This is a genomic window from Mesorhizobium sp. P2_F7, assembly GCF_056403695.1.
The window spans coordinates 131,684-148,350 of the sequence record NZ_JBFUFA010000009.1 but is presented as its reverse complement, the minus strand read 5'-3'; the positions used below and the strand labels follow the sequence as shown (position 1 = coordinate 148,350).

General features: G+C 63.2%; 18 protein-coding genes. 10 read left to right on the top strand and 8 right to left on the bottom strand.

Annotation, left to right across the window (positions count from 1 at the left end):
• Window positions 1-23 precede the first annotated feature (23 nt).
• The 3 genes from AC1DZ8_RS25125 to AC1DZ8_RS25115 all read left to right on the top strand — a co-directional run bounded on the left by AC1DZ8_RS25125 (window position 24) and on the right by AC1DZ8_RS25115 (window position 2,082).
• Entirely contained in the window at window positions 24-389 is a 366-nt protein-coding gene (locus AC1DZ8_RS25125) for a hypothetical protein (protein WP_477310309.1), read from the top strand.
• Between the two features lie 84 nt (window positions 390-473).
• On the top strand, window positions 474-1,181 hold the full coding sequence (locus AC1DZ8_RS25120; RefSeq protein WP_477310307.1) for a GcrA cell cycle regulator: 708 nt from the start codon (window positions 474-476) through the stop codon (window positions 1,179-1,181).
• A gap of 304 nt (window positions 1,182-1,485) precedes the next feature.
• Window positions 1,486-2,082 carry a DUF6456 domain-containing protein gene (locus tag AC1DZ8_RS25115; RefSeq protein WP_477310305.1) on the top strand — a complete coding sequence of 199 codons (597 nt, stop codon included), beginning with the start codon at window positions 1,486-1,488 and terminating at the stop codon, window positions 2,080-2,082.
• 69 nt (window positions 2,083-2,151) lie between these two features.
• Here the strand turns inward: AC1DZ8_RS25115 and AC1DZ8_RS25110 are convergent, their stop codons facing one another.
• Together AC1DZ8_RS25110 and AC1DZ8_RS25105 are read right to left on the bottom strand one after the other, a co-directional pair.
• Window positions 2,152-2,463, bottom strand: coding sequence for a hypothetical protein (locus AC1DZ8_RS25110; RefSeq protein ID WP_477310303.1), 312 nt, complete (start codon window positions 2,461-2,463; stop codon window positions 2,152-2,154).
• 236 nt (window positions 2,464-2,699) lie between these two features.
• Complete coding sequence (locus AC1DZ8_RS25105) at window positions 2,700-3,998, bottom strand: DUF763 domain-containing protein (protein WP_477401801.1); 1,299 nt, start codon at window positions 3,996-3,998, stop codon at window positions 2,700-2,702.
• Window positions 3,999-4,180: 182 nt separating this feature from the next.
• Here AC1DZ8_RS25105 and AC1DZ8_RS25100 point away from each other — a divergent pair, with 182 nt between their 5' ends.
• The 3 genes from AC1DZ8_RS25100 to AC1DZ8_RS25090 all read left to right on the top strand — a co-directional run bounded on the left by AC1DZ8_RS25100 (window position 4,181) and on the right by AC1DZ8_RS25090 (window position 7,089).
• Window positions 4,181-5,038: an ATP-grasp domain-containing protein gene (locus AC1DZ8_RS25100; RefSeq protein ID WP_477311050.1), complete on the top strand. Its 858-nt coding sequence runs from the start codon at window positions 4,181-4,183 to the stop codon at window positions 5,036-5,038.
• Window positions 5,039-5,118: 80 nt separating this feature from the next.
• Window positions 5,119-6,039 (top strand): HNH endonuclease, encoded by a 921-nt coding sequence (locus AC1DZ8_RS25095; protein WP_477311048.1) that lies wholly within the window; start codon window positions 5,119-5,121, stop codon window positions 6,037-6,039.
• A 168-nt stretch (window positions 6,040-6,207) separates the two neighbouring features.
• Entirely contained in the window at window positions 6,208-7,089 is an 882-nt protein-coding gene (locus tag AC1DZ8_RS25090) for a transglutaminase family protein (RefSeq protein ID WP_477311046.1), read from the top strand.
• Between the two features lie 190 nt (window positions 7,090-7,279).
• Here AC1DZ8_RS25090 and AC1DZ8_RS25085 read toward each other — a convergent pair whose 3' ends face one another.
• Window positions 7,280-9,220, bottom strand: coding sequence for an acyltransferase family protein (locus tag AC1DZ8_RS25085; protein WP_477401799.1), 1,941 nt, complete (start codon window positions 9,218-9,220; stop codon window positions 7,280-7,282).
• A 401-nt stretch (window positions 9,221-9,621) separates the two neighbouring features.
• Here AC1DZ8_RS25085 and AC1DZ8_RS25080 point away from each other — a divergent pair, with 401 nt between their 5' ends.
• From AC1DZ8_RS25080 to AC1DZ8_RS25065, 4 genes are all read left to right on the top strand, one after another.
• Entirely contained in the window at window positions 9,622-9,975 is a 354-nt protein-coding gene (locus tag AC1DZ8_RS25080; protein WP_477311042.1) for a cupin domain-containing protein, read from the top strand.
• A 167-nt stretch (window positions 9,976-10,142) separates the two neighbouring features.
• A complete protein-coding gene (locus AC1DZ8_RS25075; protein ID WP_477311040.1) occupies window positions 10,143-10,316 on the top strand; it encodes a hypothetical protein in 174 nt (57 codons plus the stop codon).
• Window positions 10,317-10,365: 49 nt separating this feature from the next.
• Window positions 10,366-10,848: a pyridoxamine 5'-phosphate oxidase family protein gene (locus AC1DZ8_RS25070; RefSeq protein WP_477401797.1), complete on the top strand. Its 483-nt coding sequence runs from the start codon at window positions 10,366-10,368 to the stop codon at window positions 10,846-10,848.
• Between the two features lie 188 nt (window positions 10,849-11,036).
• Window positions 11,037-11,297 carry a hypothetical protein gene (locus AC1DZ8_RS25065; RefSeq protein WP_477310260.1) on the top strand — a complete coding sequence of 87 codons (261 nt, stop codon included), beginning with the start codon at window positions 11,037-11,039 and terminating at the stop codon, window positions 11,295-11,297.
• Window positions 11,298-11,780: 483 nt separating this feature from the next.
• Here AC1DZ8_RS25065 and AC1DZ8_RS25060 read toward each other — a convergent pair whose 3' ends face one another.
• The 5 genes from AC1DZ8_RS25060 to AC1DZ8_RS25040 all read right to left on the bottom strand — a co-directional run bounded on the left by AC1DZ8_RS25060 (window position 11,781) and on the right by AC1DZ8_RS25040 (window position 16,533).
• Window positions 11,781-12,059, bottom strand: coding sequence for a hypothetical protein (locus AC1DZ8_RS25060; RefSeq protein ID WP_477310258.1), 279 nt, complete (start codon window positions 12,057-12,059; stop codon window positions 11,781-11,783).
• Window positions 12,060-12,169: 110 nt separating this feature from the next.
• Window positions 12,170-13,240 carry a sensor histidine kinase gene (locus tag AC1DZ8_RS25055; protein WP_477401795.1) on the bottom strand — a complete coding sequence of 357 codons (1,071 nt, stop codon included), beginning with the start codon at window positions 13,238-13,240 and terminating at the stop codon, window positions 12,170-12,172.
• A gap of 760 nt (window positions 13,241-14,000) precedes the next feature.
• Entirely contained in the window at window positions 14,001-14,831 is an 831-nt protein-coding gene (locus AC1DZ8_RS25050; RefSeq protein WP_477401793.1) for a metal ABC transporter permease, read from the bottom strand.
• Complete coding sequence (locus tag AC1DZ8_RS25045) at window positions 14,815-15,609, bottom strand: metal ABC transporter ATP-binding protein (RefSeq protein WP_477310252.1); 795 nt, start codon at window positions 15,607-15,609, stop codon at window positions 14,815-14,817. Before AC1DZ8_RS25045 ends, AC1DZ8_RS25050 begins: the two co-directional genes overlap by 17 nt.
• Window positions 15,610-15,651: 42 nt before the next feature.
• A complete protein-coding gene (locus AC1DZ8_RS25040; RefSeq protein WP_477310250.1) occupies window positions 15,652-16,533 on the bottom strand; it encodes a metal ABC transporter solute-binding protein, Zn/Mn family in 882 nt (293 codons plus the stop codon).
• Between the last annotated feature and the right edge of the window lie 134 nt (window positions 16,534-16,667).

The window sequence follows — 16,667 nt, the reverse complement described above, 5'->3', positions numbered from 1 at the left end:
CGTACATATCGTACGCTTAGCGCATGATCAAACAAACCGCAAGCGTTTCCGCAGGCATCGTCAGCTTTCTCCAATCGTCCGGGCTGTCCTCCTCCCCGGTCCGGACGCAAACCGGGGCTTTTGCCCCGGCTCCGGTCGAACTCCCCCTGTCGACCGGAACGGCCGGAGCCGTTCCTCTCCCGGCTCCGGCCACCTCTTCGCCTCATGCCGCCGGCTCGCCAGCGGCGGCAACCAGCGGGCAGGGCCTCTCCTGCATCCGCACGGAAGACGGCACCGTCATCCTGTTCGACCGGCTGACGGGCAGGGCGGTTTCCGCCCTCACCAAGGCGGCAGCGGAAGCCGCATTGCGGCATCTCGCCGGCTCCCTGCCGGCGGCCAGCACCGCCTGACAAGACCGAACCCGACGCTCTGAACCTTTGCCTTGGCCCTCAGGCTGAGCGCCTGCCTTTGCGCGCAAATCAATGGATCCCGACATGACTGCCTATACCGAGACCGAATTGCAGGAGATTGCCGTCTGGCTCAGGGATGGTCTGTCGGCCACCCGTATCGCTGTCCGCGTTACGGCGTTGCGTGGCAGCCCGGTCTCGCGCAACGCCATCATCGGCATCGTCCACCGCAACGCCGGCCTGAAGACCATCGGCTTCGCCAATCCCAAGGGCGGCCGATCCGGCGGAAGGCCCAGGAAGAATGCGGGGAAGAGCGCAGCAAGACCGCTCGCAGCCAATGAAAATGTAGCCCACGACACGGCCGCGAAGAATCAGCCGGGAAAGCTCGCAAGGCCGGCCGGAGTTTCGAAGCCGGCGGAATCGGTCAGACCAGCCACCAAGCCGGCAACGCAGGCACCGGCCAAGTCACTGTCACTGGCTGGGCCGCCGCGCTCGATCCCCGGCGAGGGGCGGCTGGTGGTGGACGGCGAGATCTACCGCTTCAAGCTGCCGGCACAGCGCCCCGCCGCCATCGGGCGCCAGCCGCATGTCGCCGCCATGCGTTTCATCGACTGCCTGTTCAACCGCTGCCGCGCGCCGCTCGACCTGACATTGGAGGAAGACCCGGAGAAAGACGCGCCCGGCAGCCGACCGGGGCCGGAGATGCTGTGCTGCGGTCTGCGCACAAGGGCGCTGAAGAGCTACTGCGCCTACCACCAGGCGCGCTTCCACCGGCCGGTGGCTGAGGTGGTGTAAGCGGCGGCGCTCCAACGCGCAAGCGCCGGTGAACTGCGGTTCTGAGACGACCTCGCAGAACTTCGGTTCCTCGCCCCCGCAACGCGGGGGAGAGGTGGCTCGGCGAAGCCGAGACGGAGAGGGGGACGCCATTCGCGAAGCCAGAACCGGTGACCGACGAGGGCCTTCACTCCAAGTTCATTGAAGAGTTCACATCCGCCGCGCTGCCCCTCTCCGTCTCGGCTTCGCCGCGCCACCTCTCCCCACTCCGTGGGGCGAGGAACCCAAGTCTTGCGAAGGCAACAACCCCCACAAGGACCATCCCATGAGCAAAAAAACCGCGCAGAAAGCCAAGCCGCCAAAGCTCCCCAGAGACGAGGCGGAGCAGGTGCGCATTCGTCGCGAGATCGGCCATGATTTCGCGCTGAAGGACGACCGCTTCGGCCGCAAGCGGCTGAGCGTCGGCACGCAGGAGGCGCGGCGCGTCTACGAGGTCTCCAATGACGGCTACACCACGACCGGCGGCATTGTGCGGGTGCGTAATGTCGATCCGCTGGTCGGCATCACCTCGCTGACACGTCAGCAGCGCGAGGCCGGCCAGCGCTTTCGCGATGATTTCGAGCGTGCTTCGCGCGAAGGGCTGCGGCCGATGCCGTGGGAAGAGCGTGTCGACGGTGGCCGCATCAATGGCGGCATCCCCGACCGCGTGCTCAACGCCGGCCGCGCCCATGCCGGCGCTCGTGCCGCATTGGCGCATTGGGAAGTGGCCGACGCGGTGCGCAACATCTGCCTGGAAGGCCAGTCGGTGAAGTCGCTCGCCGAGCGCACCGGCGAGGGCCGCGATGTGGTGGTGAAGCTGCTGAAGGTCGGGCTCGATCTGCTGGCGGTGCATTATGGGATGATGGGGCGGAAGGCGGGGTAAGGCGGCAGTCCGCGAAGGGCAAAGCGACCGGCCGGCAGATGCCGGCCGGACCGGTTCACGCGATCAGGATCACCGTTCGCAAACGCGGATTTCCTCAACGATCCTGTGATGATGGCGCCAATGCTTGACCAACTCTAGGTGGCAGCGGCGATGATGCCTGTGGTACCTGTGGTACCTGAAGCCATTATCGTAGGCATCGTACTGATAGTAGGGGCGAGGAGCGTAGCGGTCGCCGTAGTAATCGCGATATCCGTCATTGTAGTAATCGTCATAGTAGCCGTTACCGATGCCGATCACGACGCGCCCGCCGGCATTCGCCGGGGCAATCATCGCCGCCGCGGCGGAGATGGCGATAATCGAAGCAAGCAGGAGCTTTCTCATGGCTGCCTCCTATTCAAGGTTGATCTAATACAACCCCCGGGGCGCGACCTCGTTCCATAGTTTTTGCGAGATGTGACAACCGCTGCTGGCGGTGCATACGGGATAGTGGTAGCCACCGTCGCCACCTGTCAGCATCATCCCTTCGATCTTTCAGCCCTTCCCCACCGCAGCCACCAACCCGGCATGTAAACCAGCAGGGAGCGTATAAAAACAGGCGCTTGGGGCGGTTCGGTGAATCAATTCCTGAAACGCTCTTGGCCGCCTTTTTCCTCTAACTTCGCCGCCTCGCCAGCATCCGGCGCCTTCTCCCACCCGAACACACTGCGCCCTCCCAGCAGATGCGACTGGTCGAGCTCGCCGGCGACGATTTCCTTCAGGCTCGGGCCGGTGACGTAGCGCTCCAGCCGCCGCGCTTCGCCATCCAGTCGCTGCAGCGCACCGAGTTCTTCGTCGCGGCCGAGCTTTGCCTTGCCGACCGCCGATTTCAGCACCGCGATCGTCTCGTCATAGACCTTCAGCGGCACCGGGAAGGGGTGCCGGTCCTTGCCGCCATGGGCGAGCGAGAAGCGCGCCGGATCGGAGAAGCGGCAAGGCGCGCCGTGCACCACTTCCGCCACCATGGCCAGCGCCCGCACGGTGCGGGCGCCGACGCCGGGCACCAGCAGCAGTTCGGGAAAATCGGCCGGCCCGCTTTCGATGGCGGCGGAAATGTTGCCGTGCAGCCGGTGCATGACGATGTCGCTTTCGCGCACGTCATGATGCGCCGGCATCACCAGATTGGGCAGCATCGGCTGCGCCGCGGGTTTCGCAGCTTGTACGTTCGGCGGTGGCTCCAGCACGGCAAGTTCGTTGAGAATCCGCTCCGGGCTCATGGTCTTCAGCAAATCGAGCTGCCCGGTTCGCGACGGCTCGGCGCGATGGTCGGTCAGGTTGACGATCTCGCCCTGGGCCTCGCCCTCGATCGCCGCATGCGGCTGGTCGACGAAACTGGTCAGCCCTTCCGACAGCCAGTGGTAGCGTCGCGCCTGGCGGCTGTCGCCGTTCATGCCTTGCTGCACCACCACCCAGCGGCTGTCGTCGGTAACGATGAAGCCGTGCAGATAGAGGTCGAAGCCGTCCTGCACGGCCGCGCTGTCCACCTTGGCGACCAGGCGGCTGGCGGTGGCGAGCGCCGCCCCATCGATGCCGACGCGCTCACCGATCGCGGTCAGCTCCTGCGGCGTCTTGCGCGAATGCGCGCCGCGCCCGCCGCAGACATGGATGCCGAGCTCGCGCGACATCGGGTTCAGCCCGCGCTTCAGCGCGCCGACCACCGAGGTGGTTATGCCTGAGGAGTGCCAGTCCATGCCCATGACGGCGCCGAAGGACTGGAACCAGAAAGGATGCGCCAGCCGCCGCAATAGCTCGTCGCGGCCATAGTGATGGATGATCGCCTCGCACAAAACCGCGCCCAGCCGCGTCATGCGCTCGCCCAGCCATTTCGGAACCCGCCCGCCGTGCAGCGGCAGGTCCGCACTGCCGCTTCGCTGCGTCAAAGTCTTGTTCTCCGTGGCCAGGTGCGCACCGGCTGCGCGCCTGAGATCTAGATGGCATTTGGGTGGAGATTTGCAAGCGTGGTGGGTGCAGCGCCTTTCGCTCGGCTGTCCCGGCTGGCACCCATCCTTGCGATCCCACCAAAACCATTTGAATATGTGTGTCGCCGCCTAGGGGAGCACACGTGGCGCACATCGCTGTGGTCACGCATGAATATGACCGGTTCCAGACGCCATGGCGCCTGCTGCGCCGGCGCGACAGCCCGTACATGCTGTTCGACATCCTGGCCGAGCTCGAGCGGCGCGGCCACCGGGTGAGGCGGCTTTGCGGCCTGTCGCAACCGCCCGATACCGATCTCGCCATCCTGCATGTCGACGCCACCATCGTGCCGCAAGCCTATGTCGACTATGCCGCCCGCTTTCCGTTCTGCCTGAATCTTGCGGTGACCGATATTTCCAAGCGACGCATCAGCCAGGCGCTGCTGCGCAACAGTGATGGCTGGAGCGGGCCGGTGATCGTCAAGAGCGACCTCAACCACCACGGCCTGCCCGAAGCGCGCTTCAATCTGCGCGCCGCGCGCCACGGTCGCCCGATGCCTTTTCCAGGCGCGCGTGAAATGCCCCGCTACGCGGTTTTCGCCGCACGCGGCGACGTGCCTTCAGAGCTTCTCGACAGGCCCGATCTGGTGGTGGATAAATTCATGCCGGAAATCGTCGCCGATGGTTTCGGCACCCGCATCTGGGTGTTCTGCGGGACGCGCGAACGCTGTGCGCGCTATGTCTCGCCCAACGCGGTGGTGAAAGCCTCCGAGACGATAAGGCGCGAGCCGGTGCCGGTGCCCGACGAGATGCGCCTTCTGCGCCAAAAACTCGGCTTCGACTACGGCAAGTTCGACTTCGTCATCCACCAGGGCCAGCCAGTGCTGCTCGACGCCAACCCGACACCCGGCCGCCCGAAAAGCGTGCGCTCGATGCTGGTGGAGGCGGCGGCGAATCTGGCCGATGGATTCGAGGGGATGATGGGGAGGGGTGGGCGAGGATAGTATCCAGCGACCGGTTCGACGGTGGTGTCGCTGCTGCCATGTAGATAAGCTCGTCGTATGGTGCGGGGTCTGGGATAATCATGAAAGCTATTTTCGACGTGAAGCCGGGGTCCGGCTATGACGATGACATTACCCGCCGCTATCATTTCCCCGCTCGCAGCAACTATCTGGATGCCGCTCGAAACGCAGTTGGTGATTGGGTGCTGTTTCGCGAACCGCAACGCAATGGTGGTCGCCGCGCCTATATCGCGACCGCCAGAGTGACCGGTGTCGAGCCGGACCCAGCTCGGGCCGATCACTACTATGCCAATGTGGCGGACTACCTCGAATTTCCGACGCCGGTGCCTTTTATCAAGGATGGCCGCTATGCGGAGACACTGCTGCGCGCGATCACGGACCCCAGCCGCATTGGCCAAGCGGTGCAGGGCAAGTCTATGCGTCCGATTCTGATCGAGGATTTTGACGATATCGTGCTGGCCGGCCTCAGCGAGACCCTTGATCCGGCCAACGCCAGGAAACTAGACCTCGACATGCTGCCAGTAGACATTTCGTTTCCAGCGCATGTGGGAATGGCCGAGGCAGTCGATCGGCGCGTCGAACAGATATTGTTGAACCGCAAAGTCCGCGACGCGGCTTTTCGGCTGGAGGTCTGTCGAGCCTACGAGGATACATGCGCCGTCACTGGCCTGCGGATCATCAATGGCGGCGGCAGAGCTGAAGTTCAGGCGGCCCATATTAAACCGGTTGCGGCTGGCGGGCCGGACGTTGTCCAAAACGGCATTGCGCTGTCCGCGACAGTGCACTGGCTCTTCGACCGACATCTCATCTCGATAGACGAGAACCATCGGCTTCTGGTGGCCCATAACCGGGTACCCGGTGAATTAAGGAATCTCTTCCGCCCGGAACGTCAAGGTTTGCACTTGCCATCAGATCCAAGGTTGCGGCCACATCCGGCATTCTTGGCTCATCACAGAGAGGCATTCGCGGGCGCGATACACTGACAGTCCGACCTTGATTAGGTGCCTCCGCCTCTGCGCGCCACCATCTTCGCTGCGCAAAGCTCCGCCGCATCGCAAAACACCCCACGCGAACGCCTCAAACACGCCCATCGGACGCACGTCGAAAACACTATATGATCGCGCTGCAGGTGAATTTGCCGACGAGCTCCGATGCCGATTTTTTCAGTCAAGCACACGACCGTCTATCGCTATCGCCAGCCCGTGAGCTTTGGCGAGCATCGGGTGATGTGTCGGCCGCGCGACAGTTTCGATCAGCGGCTGCTGGACCATGCTTTGTCCGTGGACCCCGAACCGAAGGCGGTTGGCTGGATCCATGACGTTTTTGGCAATTGCGTTGCCGTGATCGATTTCGAGGGTTCGGCCAAGGAACTCCGTTTCGCCACAGACATCCGGCTCGATCACACGCCGCAGCATGCGCCCGATTTCCGCATCGATGAGACCGCGCTGATTTATCCATTCTCCTACGATCCCGACGAGGCGGCCGACCTCGCTCAGACCATGGAGCGCCATCATCTCGACGACGGCGACGAGGTCGGCAAATGGGCGCGACAGTTCGTCAGTGGCACGGGACACACCGAGACCGGCAAATTGCTGATGACGCTCTGCTACGCCATCCACGAGAGCTTCGTCTATTCCCGGCGGGTCGAAACCGGGACGCAGCCGCCGCTGATGACCTTGCATCTGCGCAAAGGCACATGCCGGGACTTTGCGCTTTTCATGATGGAGGCGGTTCGCTCGCTCGGCTTTGCTGCCCGCTTCGTGACCGGCTACGTCTATGTGCCGAGCCGCGACAGTACCGAAATCCGCGGCGGAGGGTCGACGCATGCCTGGTGCCAAGTCTACCTGCCTGGCGCCGGCTGGGTCGAGTTCGATCCCACCAATGGCATTGTCGGCAACCGGGATTTGATCAGGGTGGCCGTGGCCAGGCATCCTCAACAAGCCATACCGCTTTCTGGAAGCTACTCCGGCAGCGCCTCGAGTTTCCTGGGGATGACCGTTGAGGTGAAGGTGACGAAGGAAACCGGCGCATAGGCTCCCTCGGCGTGGCCGGCCTGGCGTTCGGCCGCCGACAACGCTGGAGCCGGGTGAGAGGTGTTCCAGCCTGGAGAGCACCTCCCACCCGCATTGCTCGATCCGGGAGGGGACGGATCGGAGCAATGTGACCTCTCTCTCGAGGAGAAGGGTCAGGCTGCCAGCGCCCCCGCTGTTCTCATCTCACCCCCTAAAACAGCGCCTTCTCCACCGCCGGCTCCAGCGTCTCCGCGAACGGTGTCGCCAGATGGTGCTGGTCGCGGTAGGCGATCTTGCCGTTGATGACGACGTGGCAGGTGCTGGCGTTGCAGAACTGGCTGGTCATGTCGATGTAGCTGGCGCCGGGAATGGAACGCACGATGTCGCGCTCCACCGCCGCGCTGGCGTCGTTGGCGGCGTCGGTGCGCTTCTGGTCGCACAACGAAGATGTCTGCCCACGCCACAGCGCACGCGCCACGCAGGTGTCGACATGATCGTCGTTGAACGGCACGTCGCGGATGACGGCAACTTTCAGCCCGGCCCGGCTGAACGCGGTGAGCGTCGCGTGCAGGCCGGCGCGCCCGTCGGCGTCCCGGCTTTTGGGCGCCTGCATGCCGGCTGACATCTTGTCCAGGCTGGCCAGCGCGATCTCCGAGATCACCACCAGGTTCGGCCGCGCGGCGATGATCTGCCGGACCGATTGCGCGCGCCATTGATCGCATTCGGTGTAGTTCCGCTTCAGCTTTGTCGCCCAGACCGTCAGCCGCGAGGCGCGGCAGCCGGATTTGAGCCAGGTGACGACCTTGGTGTCGTTCTTCTCGGCCGCCTCGATCAGCGGCGTCGACCAGTGGTCGGCATGCGAATCACCGAACAGCGCAATCGAGCGCCCGGCGTCCTTGTTGCCGAACACGCAGGCCTTCGGCGTCACTGTCTCATAGGAAAGAATACAGCCGGCCGCACGTGCGGTGGAAGGCTGCGCGGCGCTGATGGCAATGCTGCGCTGCTGCGGATCGAGATCGTGGATGGCCAGCCTGGCATTGGCATAGGCGGCTGCGACGCCGGTGCCGGTTAGGAGGATGGCCGGCACCAGCGCCCGCGCCGCATTGGCCATCAGCCAGCCGTTGCGACGGATCGGGTTTTCGATGAAGTGGTAGGTGAACAGCGACAGGGCCAGCGTCAGCACCATGCAGCCGAGCCGCTGCAGCGGCGAAAGCTCGGGCACCAGCATCGCGGCGTAGACGATCACCGGCCAGTGCCAGAGATAGAGCGAGTAGGAGAGCTTGCCGACCCACTGCAGGGGCGGCAGCGCCAGGACGGCACTGGGGCCATTCCTGACGCCGGCCGCTCCCGCCAGCAGCAACAGCACGGTGCCAGTCACCGGCATCAACGCCATGAAGCCGGGGAAGGGGGCTTCCTCGCTAAAGCTGAGATAGGCGCCGGCAATCAGCGCCAGGCCGAGCCATGCCATCGGCGCAGTGAGCCGCGGGCGGTCCTGCCAGACTTTTTGCGGCACCATGGTCGCCAACCCGCCGGCGGCGAATTCCCAGGCGCGCAGCGGCGAGAAATAGAAGGCCCAGGGCTGCGAGACCGTGGTGAGCCACGCGCAGGCAGCGAACGACACCAGCCCGGCCAGCCCGACCACCAGGATCGCGCCGCGCCTGCCCGGGCGCAGCCATGCCGCCAGCACAAGCAGCGCCGGCCAGGCGAGATAAAACTGTTCCTCCACCGACAGCGACCAGAAATGGACAAAAGGGTTGCTGGCCGCATCGGCCGCGAAATAATCGAACGACCAGCGGATCAGCCACAGATTGATCATGTAGGCCGAGGCGAACATGGCGCCCCTGGAATAGAGCGACTGTTCCTCCGGCGACAGGATGAAGGCGCCGGCCACCAGTGTGGCGAGGATGACGAACAGCGACGCCGGCAGCAGCCGCCGGGCGCGCCTGGCATAGAAGCGCCACAGGTTCAGTCGCCCGGTCTCGGCGATTTCGGCGAGCAGATGGCGGGTGATCAGATAGCCCGAGATGACGAAGAAGATGTCGACGCCTACGAAGCCGCCGGGCAATCCGCGGAGGCCGAAATGGAAGGTGACCACGCCTGCCACCGCCAGGGCACGCAACCCTTCGATATCAGGCCGGAACGATGCTGACACGATCGAAACCTCGTGTAGTTCGTTTAAAACCCACCCTGGCAAAGGGTCGGCCCCATGCGCCGATATCGCAATGCAACAAATCTAACGCAGTGCAACATAAGTCGAGATTCACCTTCTCCCCGTTCACGGGGAGAAGGTGCCGGCAGGCGGATGAGGGGCAGCGCCGACGCTGTTCCACTATGGCCTGCGCCCTATTTATCCCTTGCGGAATTGGCAGGATGACGAGCGTTCGCGCCGCCCCTCATCTGGCTGCCGTCATCTTCTCCCCGTGAACGGGGAGAAGGATGCTCTCATCGCTACCTTCGCCAATCTCCGACATCACGGGTCGGCCGTTGCGTTGCTCCTGTCATGCGCATCGGCTATCCAACCGGCAGCCAATGCAGTTCAAAACGGAGCCTCCCATGACCAACACCACCATCCTCAAATTCGGCGCCGTCGAGCATGCCGAGGGCGGCGATCTGCCGGGCTGGGTCGTGGTCGAGGGCAGGCCGACCATGCAGACCGCCGTGCAGCACACCACCGCCGACGGCAAGGTGATGTCGGGCACCTGGCGGGCCTCGCCCGGCACCTACCATGCCACCTACACCGACTATGAGTTCGTGCACATGATCGCAGGACGCATCATCATCACGCCGGATGGCGGCACGCCAGTCGAGGTTGGCCCCGGCGATGCATTCGTCGTCGAAGCCGATTTCAAGGGCACGTGGAAGATCCTCGAACCGGTGACCAAGCATTTCGTCGTCAAGGTCGCCTGATCCGACGGCTGGCGACGGCTGGACGTTGTGCGCGTCTTGCATCGTATCGCTCCGGCAGGGCGGGAGTACGATGCACAAACGCTTCTTGCGGAACATTAACGCGTCATTCCGCTTGCGGTGGAACCGATCACCGTCCTCGACTGTTGTGTCGCAGGAAGGCGGCCCCCATGCCCCTCACGGTTCGAACCACACTCTGCGAAATCCGCGACGACCTCCATGCCTTGCGCAGGACGGTGGCTGCGCGCGGCCAGATTGAAACCATCCAGGCCATCGATGCGCTGATCGGCGTCGCCGAAGGGGAGGCGATACGCGCCATCCGGCGCATCGATCTCGCGGCCTGATTTTTAACGCACACATTTCAACGCACACGATTATCGACGGGGAAGAACGATGGACATCAGGGAGATGACGCAGCAGGAGTGCACCGCCATGCTGAAGTCGGCCAGGCTCGGCCGCCTGGCCTGCGTCCGGGACAACAGGCCCTACGTGGTGCCGATCCATTTTGCCTTTGGCGACAATTTCATCTTCAGTTTCTCGCTGCCGGGCAAGAAGGTCGAATGGATGCGTGAGAACCCGCAGGTCTGCCTGCAGGTCGACGATGTCGGCAGCGTCCATGGCTGGAAGAGCGTCGTTGTCGACGGCCTGTTCGAGGACCTGCCCAAGTCGCCTTCACTCGACGCCACGATTCCCGCCAGGGACCAACAGATTCCTGCGTCCAAACATGACCGGGAATTTGCCTGGTCGCTGCTGCAGAAGCACGCCAATTGGTGGGAGCCGGGAGCATTGAAACCCGGCGAGCAGGCCGGTTCGGGCAGCCATCTGTTCTACCAGATCAGGATCGAGGCGATGTCGGGGCGGCAGGCGTCTCGCTAGAACGTTTCACCGTTTCACGGAAACGGCGAACCGCTCTATCTCTTTGTTTTTACGCGATTCCCAAGGGAAAGCGCTACGCGCTTTTCCCGGGAAAACCGATCACACTTTTCCTGGAATTGCTCTAGGCCTCTGCCGGAGAGGACGATGGGGCACCAGCCGCCGGCGAGCCATCGCAGGATTGGAACGTCTTGGCGCTCGAGCGCGTTTATGTCCATCAGGGAGTATCAAAAACAATGGCCATTCACACGGATTACCGAACGAATAGAGCCGACTATGCGATTGCAGCAAAGCCGAAGCTGACTGGCACTGCTGTTGCGGCTGAGGCGAAAAAGAAGGCGGCGCGACTTAAGGATCAGCTTAAGGATCAGCTCAACGATCAGCGTTCCGCCAGACTGTCAGCAAATCCGTCGGATACATCGGACAAGCCCAAACCCAGATCGCGCGGTTAGCTGGCGGCGGCGCCGCCTAGATTTGCGCCAAATCTCGTCCCTATCCCACCCGAGGCTATGACGCCTTGGGTGTGTGTCGTCGCGTCGTCGAGGATAGCCGGACGGACCTGACACACCAGGCGCCGATGGAAGGCGCAAAAAAACCCGCGTCCGGAGGGGGTCGGGAGGCGGGTTCTTTAACGACCAAGCGCTTTGGGACACTCGATGTACCTATCAACGCACCAGCAAGGCGTTTGTTCCCTTGGAAGACAGTTAGTCGACAGCCTGGCACAAACTCCTTGGTGGGCTTCGCCTTGGAATGCGTCGCGGAACTGGCGCCCTTGGTGCTAACTCTGGCCAACGCCATCATTCCACGTCACCTACCGATCGGCAATTTCGCGAGACCAGAAGGACACAAAAAAGCCCACGCCTCCGGCGGAGGACGCGGGCCGATCGGAGGCGTGCGGGAACCAAAGGCTCCGGACTGGGCGATGATCTTTGTTGTCAGTACCAGCGTCCGCGGCCGTAAAAGCCACCGCCGCCGAGTAATAGAACAATAAGAACGATGACGAGAATTGTGGTGATATCCATATTTCGTCTCCTATGCGCGGCGCCAACGTTCGGCGTATGCCGCTTTTGCCTGACCAGTGATTTGTGTCTGCCGTAAACCGGGTGGCCTAACGCAAACCAAAAAAGCTCATTATCGCCAGCACAATAACGACGGCTCCGACCAACCAAATAATGCTGTTCATAACGGCCCGCCTTTTTCTTGAGCTGCGGCAAAACAATTGCCGCTCAATACCAACGGCCGCGCAGCGTTCTTGTTCCAAAGGGCAGAACCTCCGGCCGCAGCCAAGGTTTAGCTACTTTGATGTTCGAAGGTTTCCGAGCCGCTACGCCGCGCGCGGCACGCGCGAGGTGAACGTCGCCCTGGTCACCGACACGCTGGTGCCGTTGGCGTCGCTGATGACATCCACGCGGGCTTCCAACTGCTTGACCAGCGCTTCGACGATGGCTGTTCCCAGGCCAGCACTCGGCACGTCGTTGGCGAGTTTGCCGATGCCATTGTCCGAGACCGTCAGCTTCCAATCGCTGCCATTGGTCTCGTAAGAGACGTGGATCAGCGCTGCAGCCTTCTCCCGGGGGAAGGCGTATTTGATCGCGTTGAGCACCAGTTCGGTGACGATCAGCCCGAGGCTGACTGCCTTTTGCGAGTCCATCCTGCCGCCTTGAGCGGTGACCTTGACGGCGATCGGCTGGGCGTCGCCGACCATCGACGAGGCTAGGCTGCTGCACAGTTTCGGCAGATAGGAGTCAACATCGATCTCGTCGATGCCGGCCGAGGTGTGGAGATGACGCTGCACTTCGGCCACCGACAGCACGCGCTGATGGGCATCCTTCAGGTGCTGGCGGGTTTCCTCGGAGGTGACCGAGCGCGCCTTCAGGAGCAGGATGCTGGCGATGATCTGCAGGCTGTTGGCAACCCGGTGCTCCATCTCGCGCAGCAGCACGTCCTTCTGTCGCAGCAGGTCTTCGGTACGGCCGAGAAGCTCTGCTTTCTCCTTCTCGATGACGCGGCGCGCCGTTATGTCGTTGAAGGCAAGCAGGATGGTGATGGCCGAACTTTGGTCGTAGAGGACTTTGCGCGCGTTGAGCAGCATCGTGCGCCGGCCGATATTGGGGAAATCATAATCGACCTCGAAGCCGTCCATGGCGGTCTTTTCGGGGATGATCGTCTCCAGCAACACGCGCAGGGCGGGAATATCCCATTGGCCGTCGCCGAGTGCATAAAGCAGGGCGCCATGTGTCTGTTCGGGGTCGACCTTGAAGGTCTGATAGAAGGAGCGGCTGGCCGCCAGCACATGAAACTTTTCGTCCAGCACGAGGAAGGGCTCGACAATCGTATTGACGATCGCCTGCGCCAGCGTCTGCGCATCCTCGATATTCGCGATAGGGTGGAACAAGGCGCAAAGCCGATCTGGAGGCGCAACGCCTCCGCTTGAGGCTTTCATTACACCATTGCCGGGTTGGAGTCGCGAATTGAATCGAGGTGGTCGATCTCCCACCGCCTTGCGCCGTCGCCAGCGTCCCTCTCATCCCGTCGGGAAGAGAGGGACGTAGCGAAGCGAATATCGGTTAAGGGGGCGTCACCTCGTTCGCTTCGAACCGATGCGGATCGAAAGCTGAGACGATGGCGTTCTGCGGTGCCCTGGGTCGAGAGAACGCAGGCCAGGACTGCTGTCGGGTCGCCGGCGCGTTAGCCAAGAGCGAGCGGCGCACTCTGCTGAGTGCATGCCGCCCGTCCGGCGCCGGGCCGTCATTGCTGTTGTAACGAAACCCCCCAGCCCCGTCTCAACCGCCACGGCCATGGCGTGACCCATGGCTTGTATACGCACGCACTCCCGCGGTCTGTCAACGCCCACCCAGAGGGGCGCCGGGAGGTCGATTTTGTGCATCCGGCTGGCTTTCCGGCCAACTGCACGGAGGCCATCCGTGATGGCAAAAATCGTTGTAAGTGGCGGTTTTCCGGGCTTTCTTGTGGCTCCGGAACGGCACCACCGGCATCACACCGGTCGCGATCTAGGCGCTTGAATCGATTTGCCTTTCCCGGCTGAAACGTTTCAGGAGGCTGGTTTTCAACCTGACTTTTTTTGGGTGTAATTCCCCAACGTCCGTTTTGGGCTTTGCTAGCCGCCCTGGCCGATCAGCCAACCGGCATTGCAATCAGGGATTGCCATCGGCCAATCGGGCCTTTGGCGCCGTTGCGGAGCGCCGCGCCATGCCGCTGATGACGTATGCAGCAGCGCCCAGCGCCGTGATCCAGAAGCTCGTCGGCCAGTCGGTCAGGAAGGCGAGCGACAGGCTGATCCAGGCGATGACAACGGCAAGCGTGATCGACGCCAGCACCCCGGCGGCGACGCCGCTGGTCAGCCTGAGCGCGGTGGCGGCGGGCGCCACCATCAGCGCGAAGACCAGCAGCACGCCGACGATCTGCACCGCCTCGGAGGTGGCGACGGCGACCAGCACCATGAACAGGGTCGAGACCAGGGTGATCGGCACGCCGCGCGCTTCGGCAAGCTCCGGCTGCAGGCTGGCGAACAGCAGCGGCCGGGCGATCAGCACCAAAGCGATGAGGATCGCCACCGCCAGCACCGCCAGCACGATGACGGTGCGCAGGCTGATGCCCAGCACATTGCCGAAGAGCACATTGGTCGCCTGCGAGGCGAAGGCGGTGTAGAAATGCAGGAACAAGAGGCCAAGGCCGAGCGACAGCGTCAAAACGATGCCGATGGCGACGTCGCGATGCGCGCGCTCGCCGAGCAGGCCGATGCCAATGCCGGCGGCGATGGTGAACACGGTGAGGCCGAAAAACGGCGACAGGCCGATGAGGCCGGCGCCGGTGGCGCCGGGAAAGCCGACATGGGACAGCGCATGGCCGGCAAAGGTCTGGCCCCTGAGGACGAGGAAATAGCCGACCGCGCCGGACACGATGCCCACAATGGTGCAGGCATAGAAGGCGTTGCGCATGAACTCATAGTCAAAGATCGTGGACATGCGCCCCGCTTTCCAGTTCGACATCGTCGGCCATGACGAAGATGCGGCCGGCAACCCGCACCACATTGATGTGCGTGCCATAGAGTTTCGACAGCACCGGGCCGCTGATGACCTCGTCGACGGAGCCGATGGCGGCCTTGCCGTTGCCGAGATAGAGCACGCGGTCGACGGCCCGCAGCAGCGGATTGATCTCGTGCGAGCAGAACAGCACCGCAATGCCGAGCCGCTCGCCGATCTCGTGCACCAGGTCGATGATCGCGCGCTGGTGGCCTGCATCGAGGCTGATCAGCGGCTCGTCGAGCAGCAGCAGCTGCGGATTGCCGATCAGCGATTGCGCAATCAGGATGCGCTGGCGTTCGCCGCCGGAAAGCTCGCCCAGCGGCCGCCGCGCGAGATCGGAGGCGCCGATTGCTTCCAGCGCCTTCCACGCGGCTTCCTTCTCGGCGCTGGACGGGACCGGCCAGCCCCAGCGATGCCCGCCGGCGGCACTGAGCACGAAGTCGAGGCCGCTAATGCCAACATCGTTGAGAGCGCGGCGCGCCTGCGGCATGTAGCCGATGTCGGCATTGCCGCGCGTCGGTGGTTTGCCCAGCACCGAGATGGCGCCGCCGGCCGGCTTGATCAGGCCGAGGATAGCGCGCAGCATCGTCGTCTTGCCGGCGCCATTGGCGCCGAGCAGGCCGACAAACGCGCCTTGCGGAATCGAAAAGGAGACGTCGGACAAAACCCGGCGTCCCCCATAGGTCAGGGTGACCTTGTCGAATTCAATTGCGTTCATTCAGTCACGTTTAATGGCAGTCACGTTCATTGGCAGTCACAGTCATTGCGTGCGGGCTGCGAGCGCCTTCTGGACGGCGTCGATCTGGCCGCCGAACCAGGTCTGGATCGTCTGTCCCGCCGGTTCGGTCTCGGTGACGCCGATGACGGTGACCTTGTTCTGTTTTGCGATGTCGAGCAACCTTGTCGTTGCCTCGTCGGTCACCTGCGAATTGTAGAACAGGATCTTGGCCGAGCCGTCCTTCAGGCTGTTCTCGAACGCCGCCACCTGGGTGGCGCTCGGCTCCGCATCGTTCATCAGGGCCACCTGGAAATCATAGTTCAGCATTTTGAGGCCGAGCGCTTCCGCCATGTAGCCGAACACCGGCTCGGTAGCGGTCACCTCGGTGCCGGCATAGGTCTTCTTGACGTCGGCGATTTCCTTGTCAATGGCCTCGAGCGAGGTCTGGAAGGCCTTCAGGTTCGCCTCGTAGTGCACGGCATTGGCGGGATCGCGCTTTGCAAGATCGGCGGTCAGCGTCTTGGCGATGGCCGGCAGGGTCGCCGGGTTGTACCACAGATGCGGATTGTCGCCCGACTTCTTGCCGATCAGGTCGGCGGCGATGATGGTGGTGCGGTCCTTGCTGGTCGAGGCCGACAGCAGCTTGTCCATCCACGGATCGTAGTCGGCGCCGTTGTAGATGATGATCTTGGCGTCGGCGATGGTGCGCGCCGTCGACGGGCTGGTCTCGAACAGATGCGGATCGTCGTCGGGATTGGACAGGATGCTGGTGACGGTGACGTTGCTGCCGCCGATCTGGCGGGCGAGGTCGCCATAGAAATTCTCGGCCGCCACGATGGTCAGCTTGTCTTCGGCGCGGGCAGCCGTGCCGGTCAAAAGCGGCACCGCAACCAGCAGCGCGGCGAGAAAGTGAATGGGACGCATCCGTGGTCTCCTTGCAGTCGGGAAGGCATGTCGCCGGAGAGGCGGGGTCGTGTAACTGTATTACAGTAACAATATAACGTTTGCGTCAGAAATACGGCCGATGTCAATGGGCTTTTTGAGCGGCGAAGTTTTTC

Bases quoted from the DNA above. Each gene is read 5' to 3' on its own strand.
- AC1DZ8_RS25125 (WP_477310309.1), top strand. From the start codon at position 24: ATGATCAAACAAACCGCAAGCGTTTCCGCAGGCATCGTCAGCTTTCTC.
- AC1DZ8_RS25120 (WP_477310307.1), top strand. From the start codon at position 474: ATGACTGCCTATACCGAGACCGAATTGCAGGAGATTGCCGTCTGGCTC.
- AC1DZ8_RS25115 (WP_477310305.1), top strand. From the start codon at position 1,486: ATGAGCAAAAAAACCGCGCAGAAAGCCAAGCCGCCAAAGCTCCCCAGA.
- AC1DZ8_RS25110 (WP_477310303.1), bottom strand. From the start codon at position 2,463: ATGAGAAAGCTCCTGCTTGCTTCGATTATCGCCATCTCCGCCGCGGCG.
- AC1DZ8_RS25095 (WP_477311048.1), top strand. From the start codon at position 5,119: ATGAAAGCTATTTTCGACGTGAAGCCGGGGTCCGGCTATGACGATGAC.
- AC1DZ8_RS25090 (WP_477311046.1), top strand. From the start codon at position 6,208: ATGCCGATTTTTTCAGTCAAGCACACGACCGTCTATCGCTATCGCCAG.
- AC1DZ8_RS25080 (WP_477311042.1), top strand. From the start codon at position 9,622: ATGACCAACACCACCATCCTCAAATTCGGCGCCGTCGAGCATGCCGAG.
- AC1DZ8_RS25075 (WP_477311040.1), top strand. From the start codon at position 10,143: ATGCCCCTCACGGTTCGAACCACACTCTGCGAAATCCGCGACGACCTC.
- AC1DZ8_RS25070 (WP_477401797.1), top strand. From the start codon at position 10,366: ATGGACATCAGGGAGATGACGCAGCAGGAGTGCACCGCCATGCTGAAG.
- AC1DZ8_RS25050 (WP_477401793.1), bottom strand. From the start codon at position 14,831: ATGTCCACGATCTTTGACTATGAGTTCATGCGCAACGCCTTCTATGCC.
- AC1DZ8_RS25045 (WP_477310252.1), bottom strand. From the start codon at position 15,609: ATGAACGCAATTGAATTCGACAAGGTCACCCTGACCTATGGGGGACGC.
- AC1DZ8_RS25040 (WP_477310250.1), bottom strand. From the start codon at position 16,533: ATGCGTCCCATTCACTTTCTCGCCGCGCTGCTGGTTGCGGTGCCGCTT.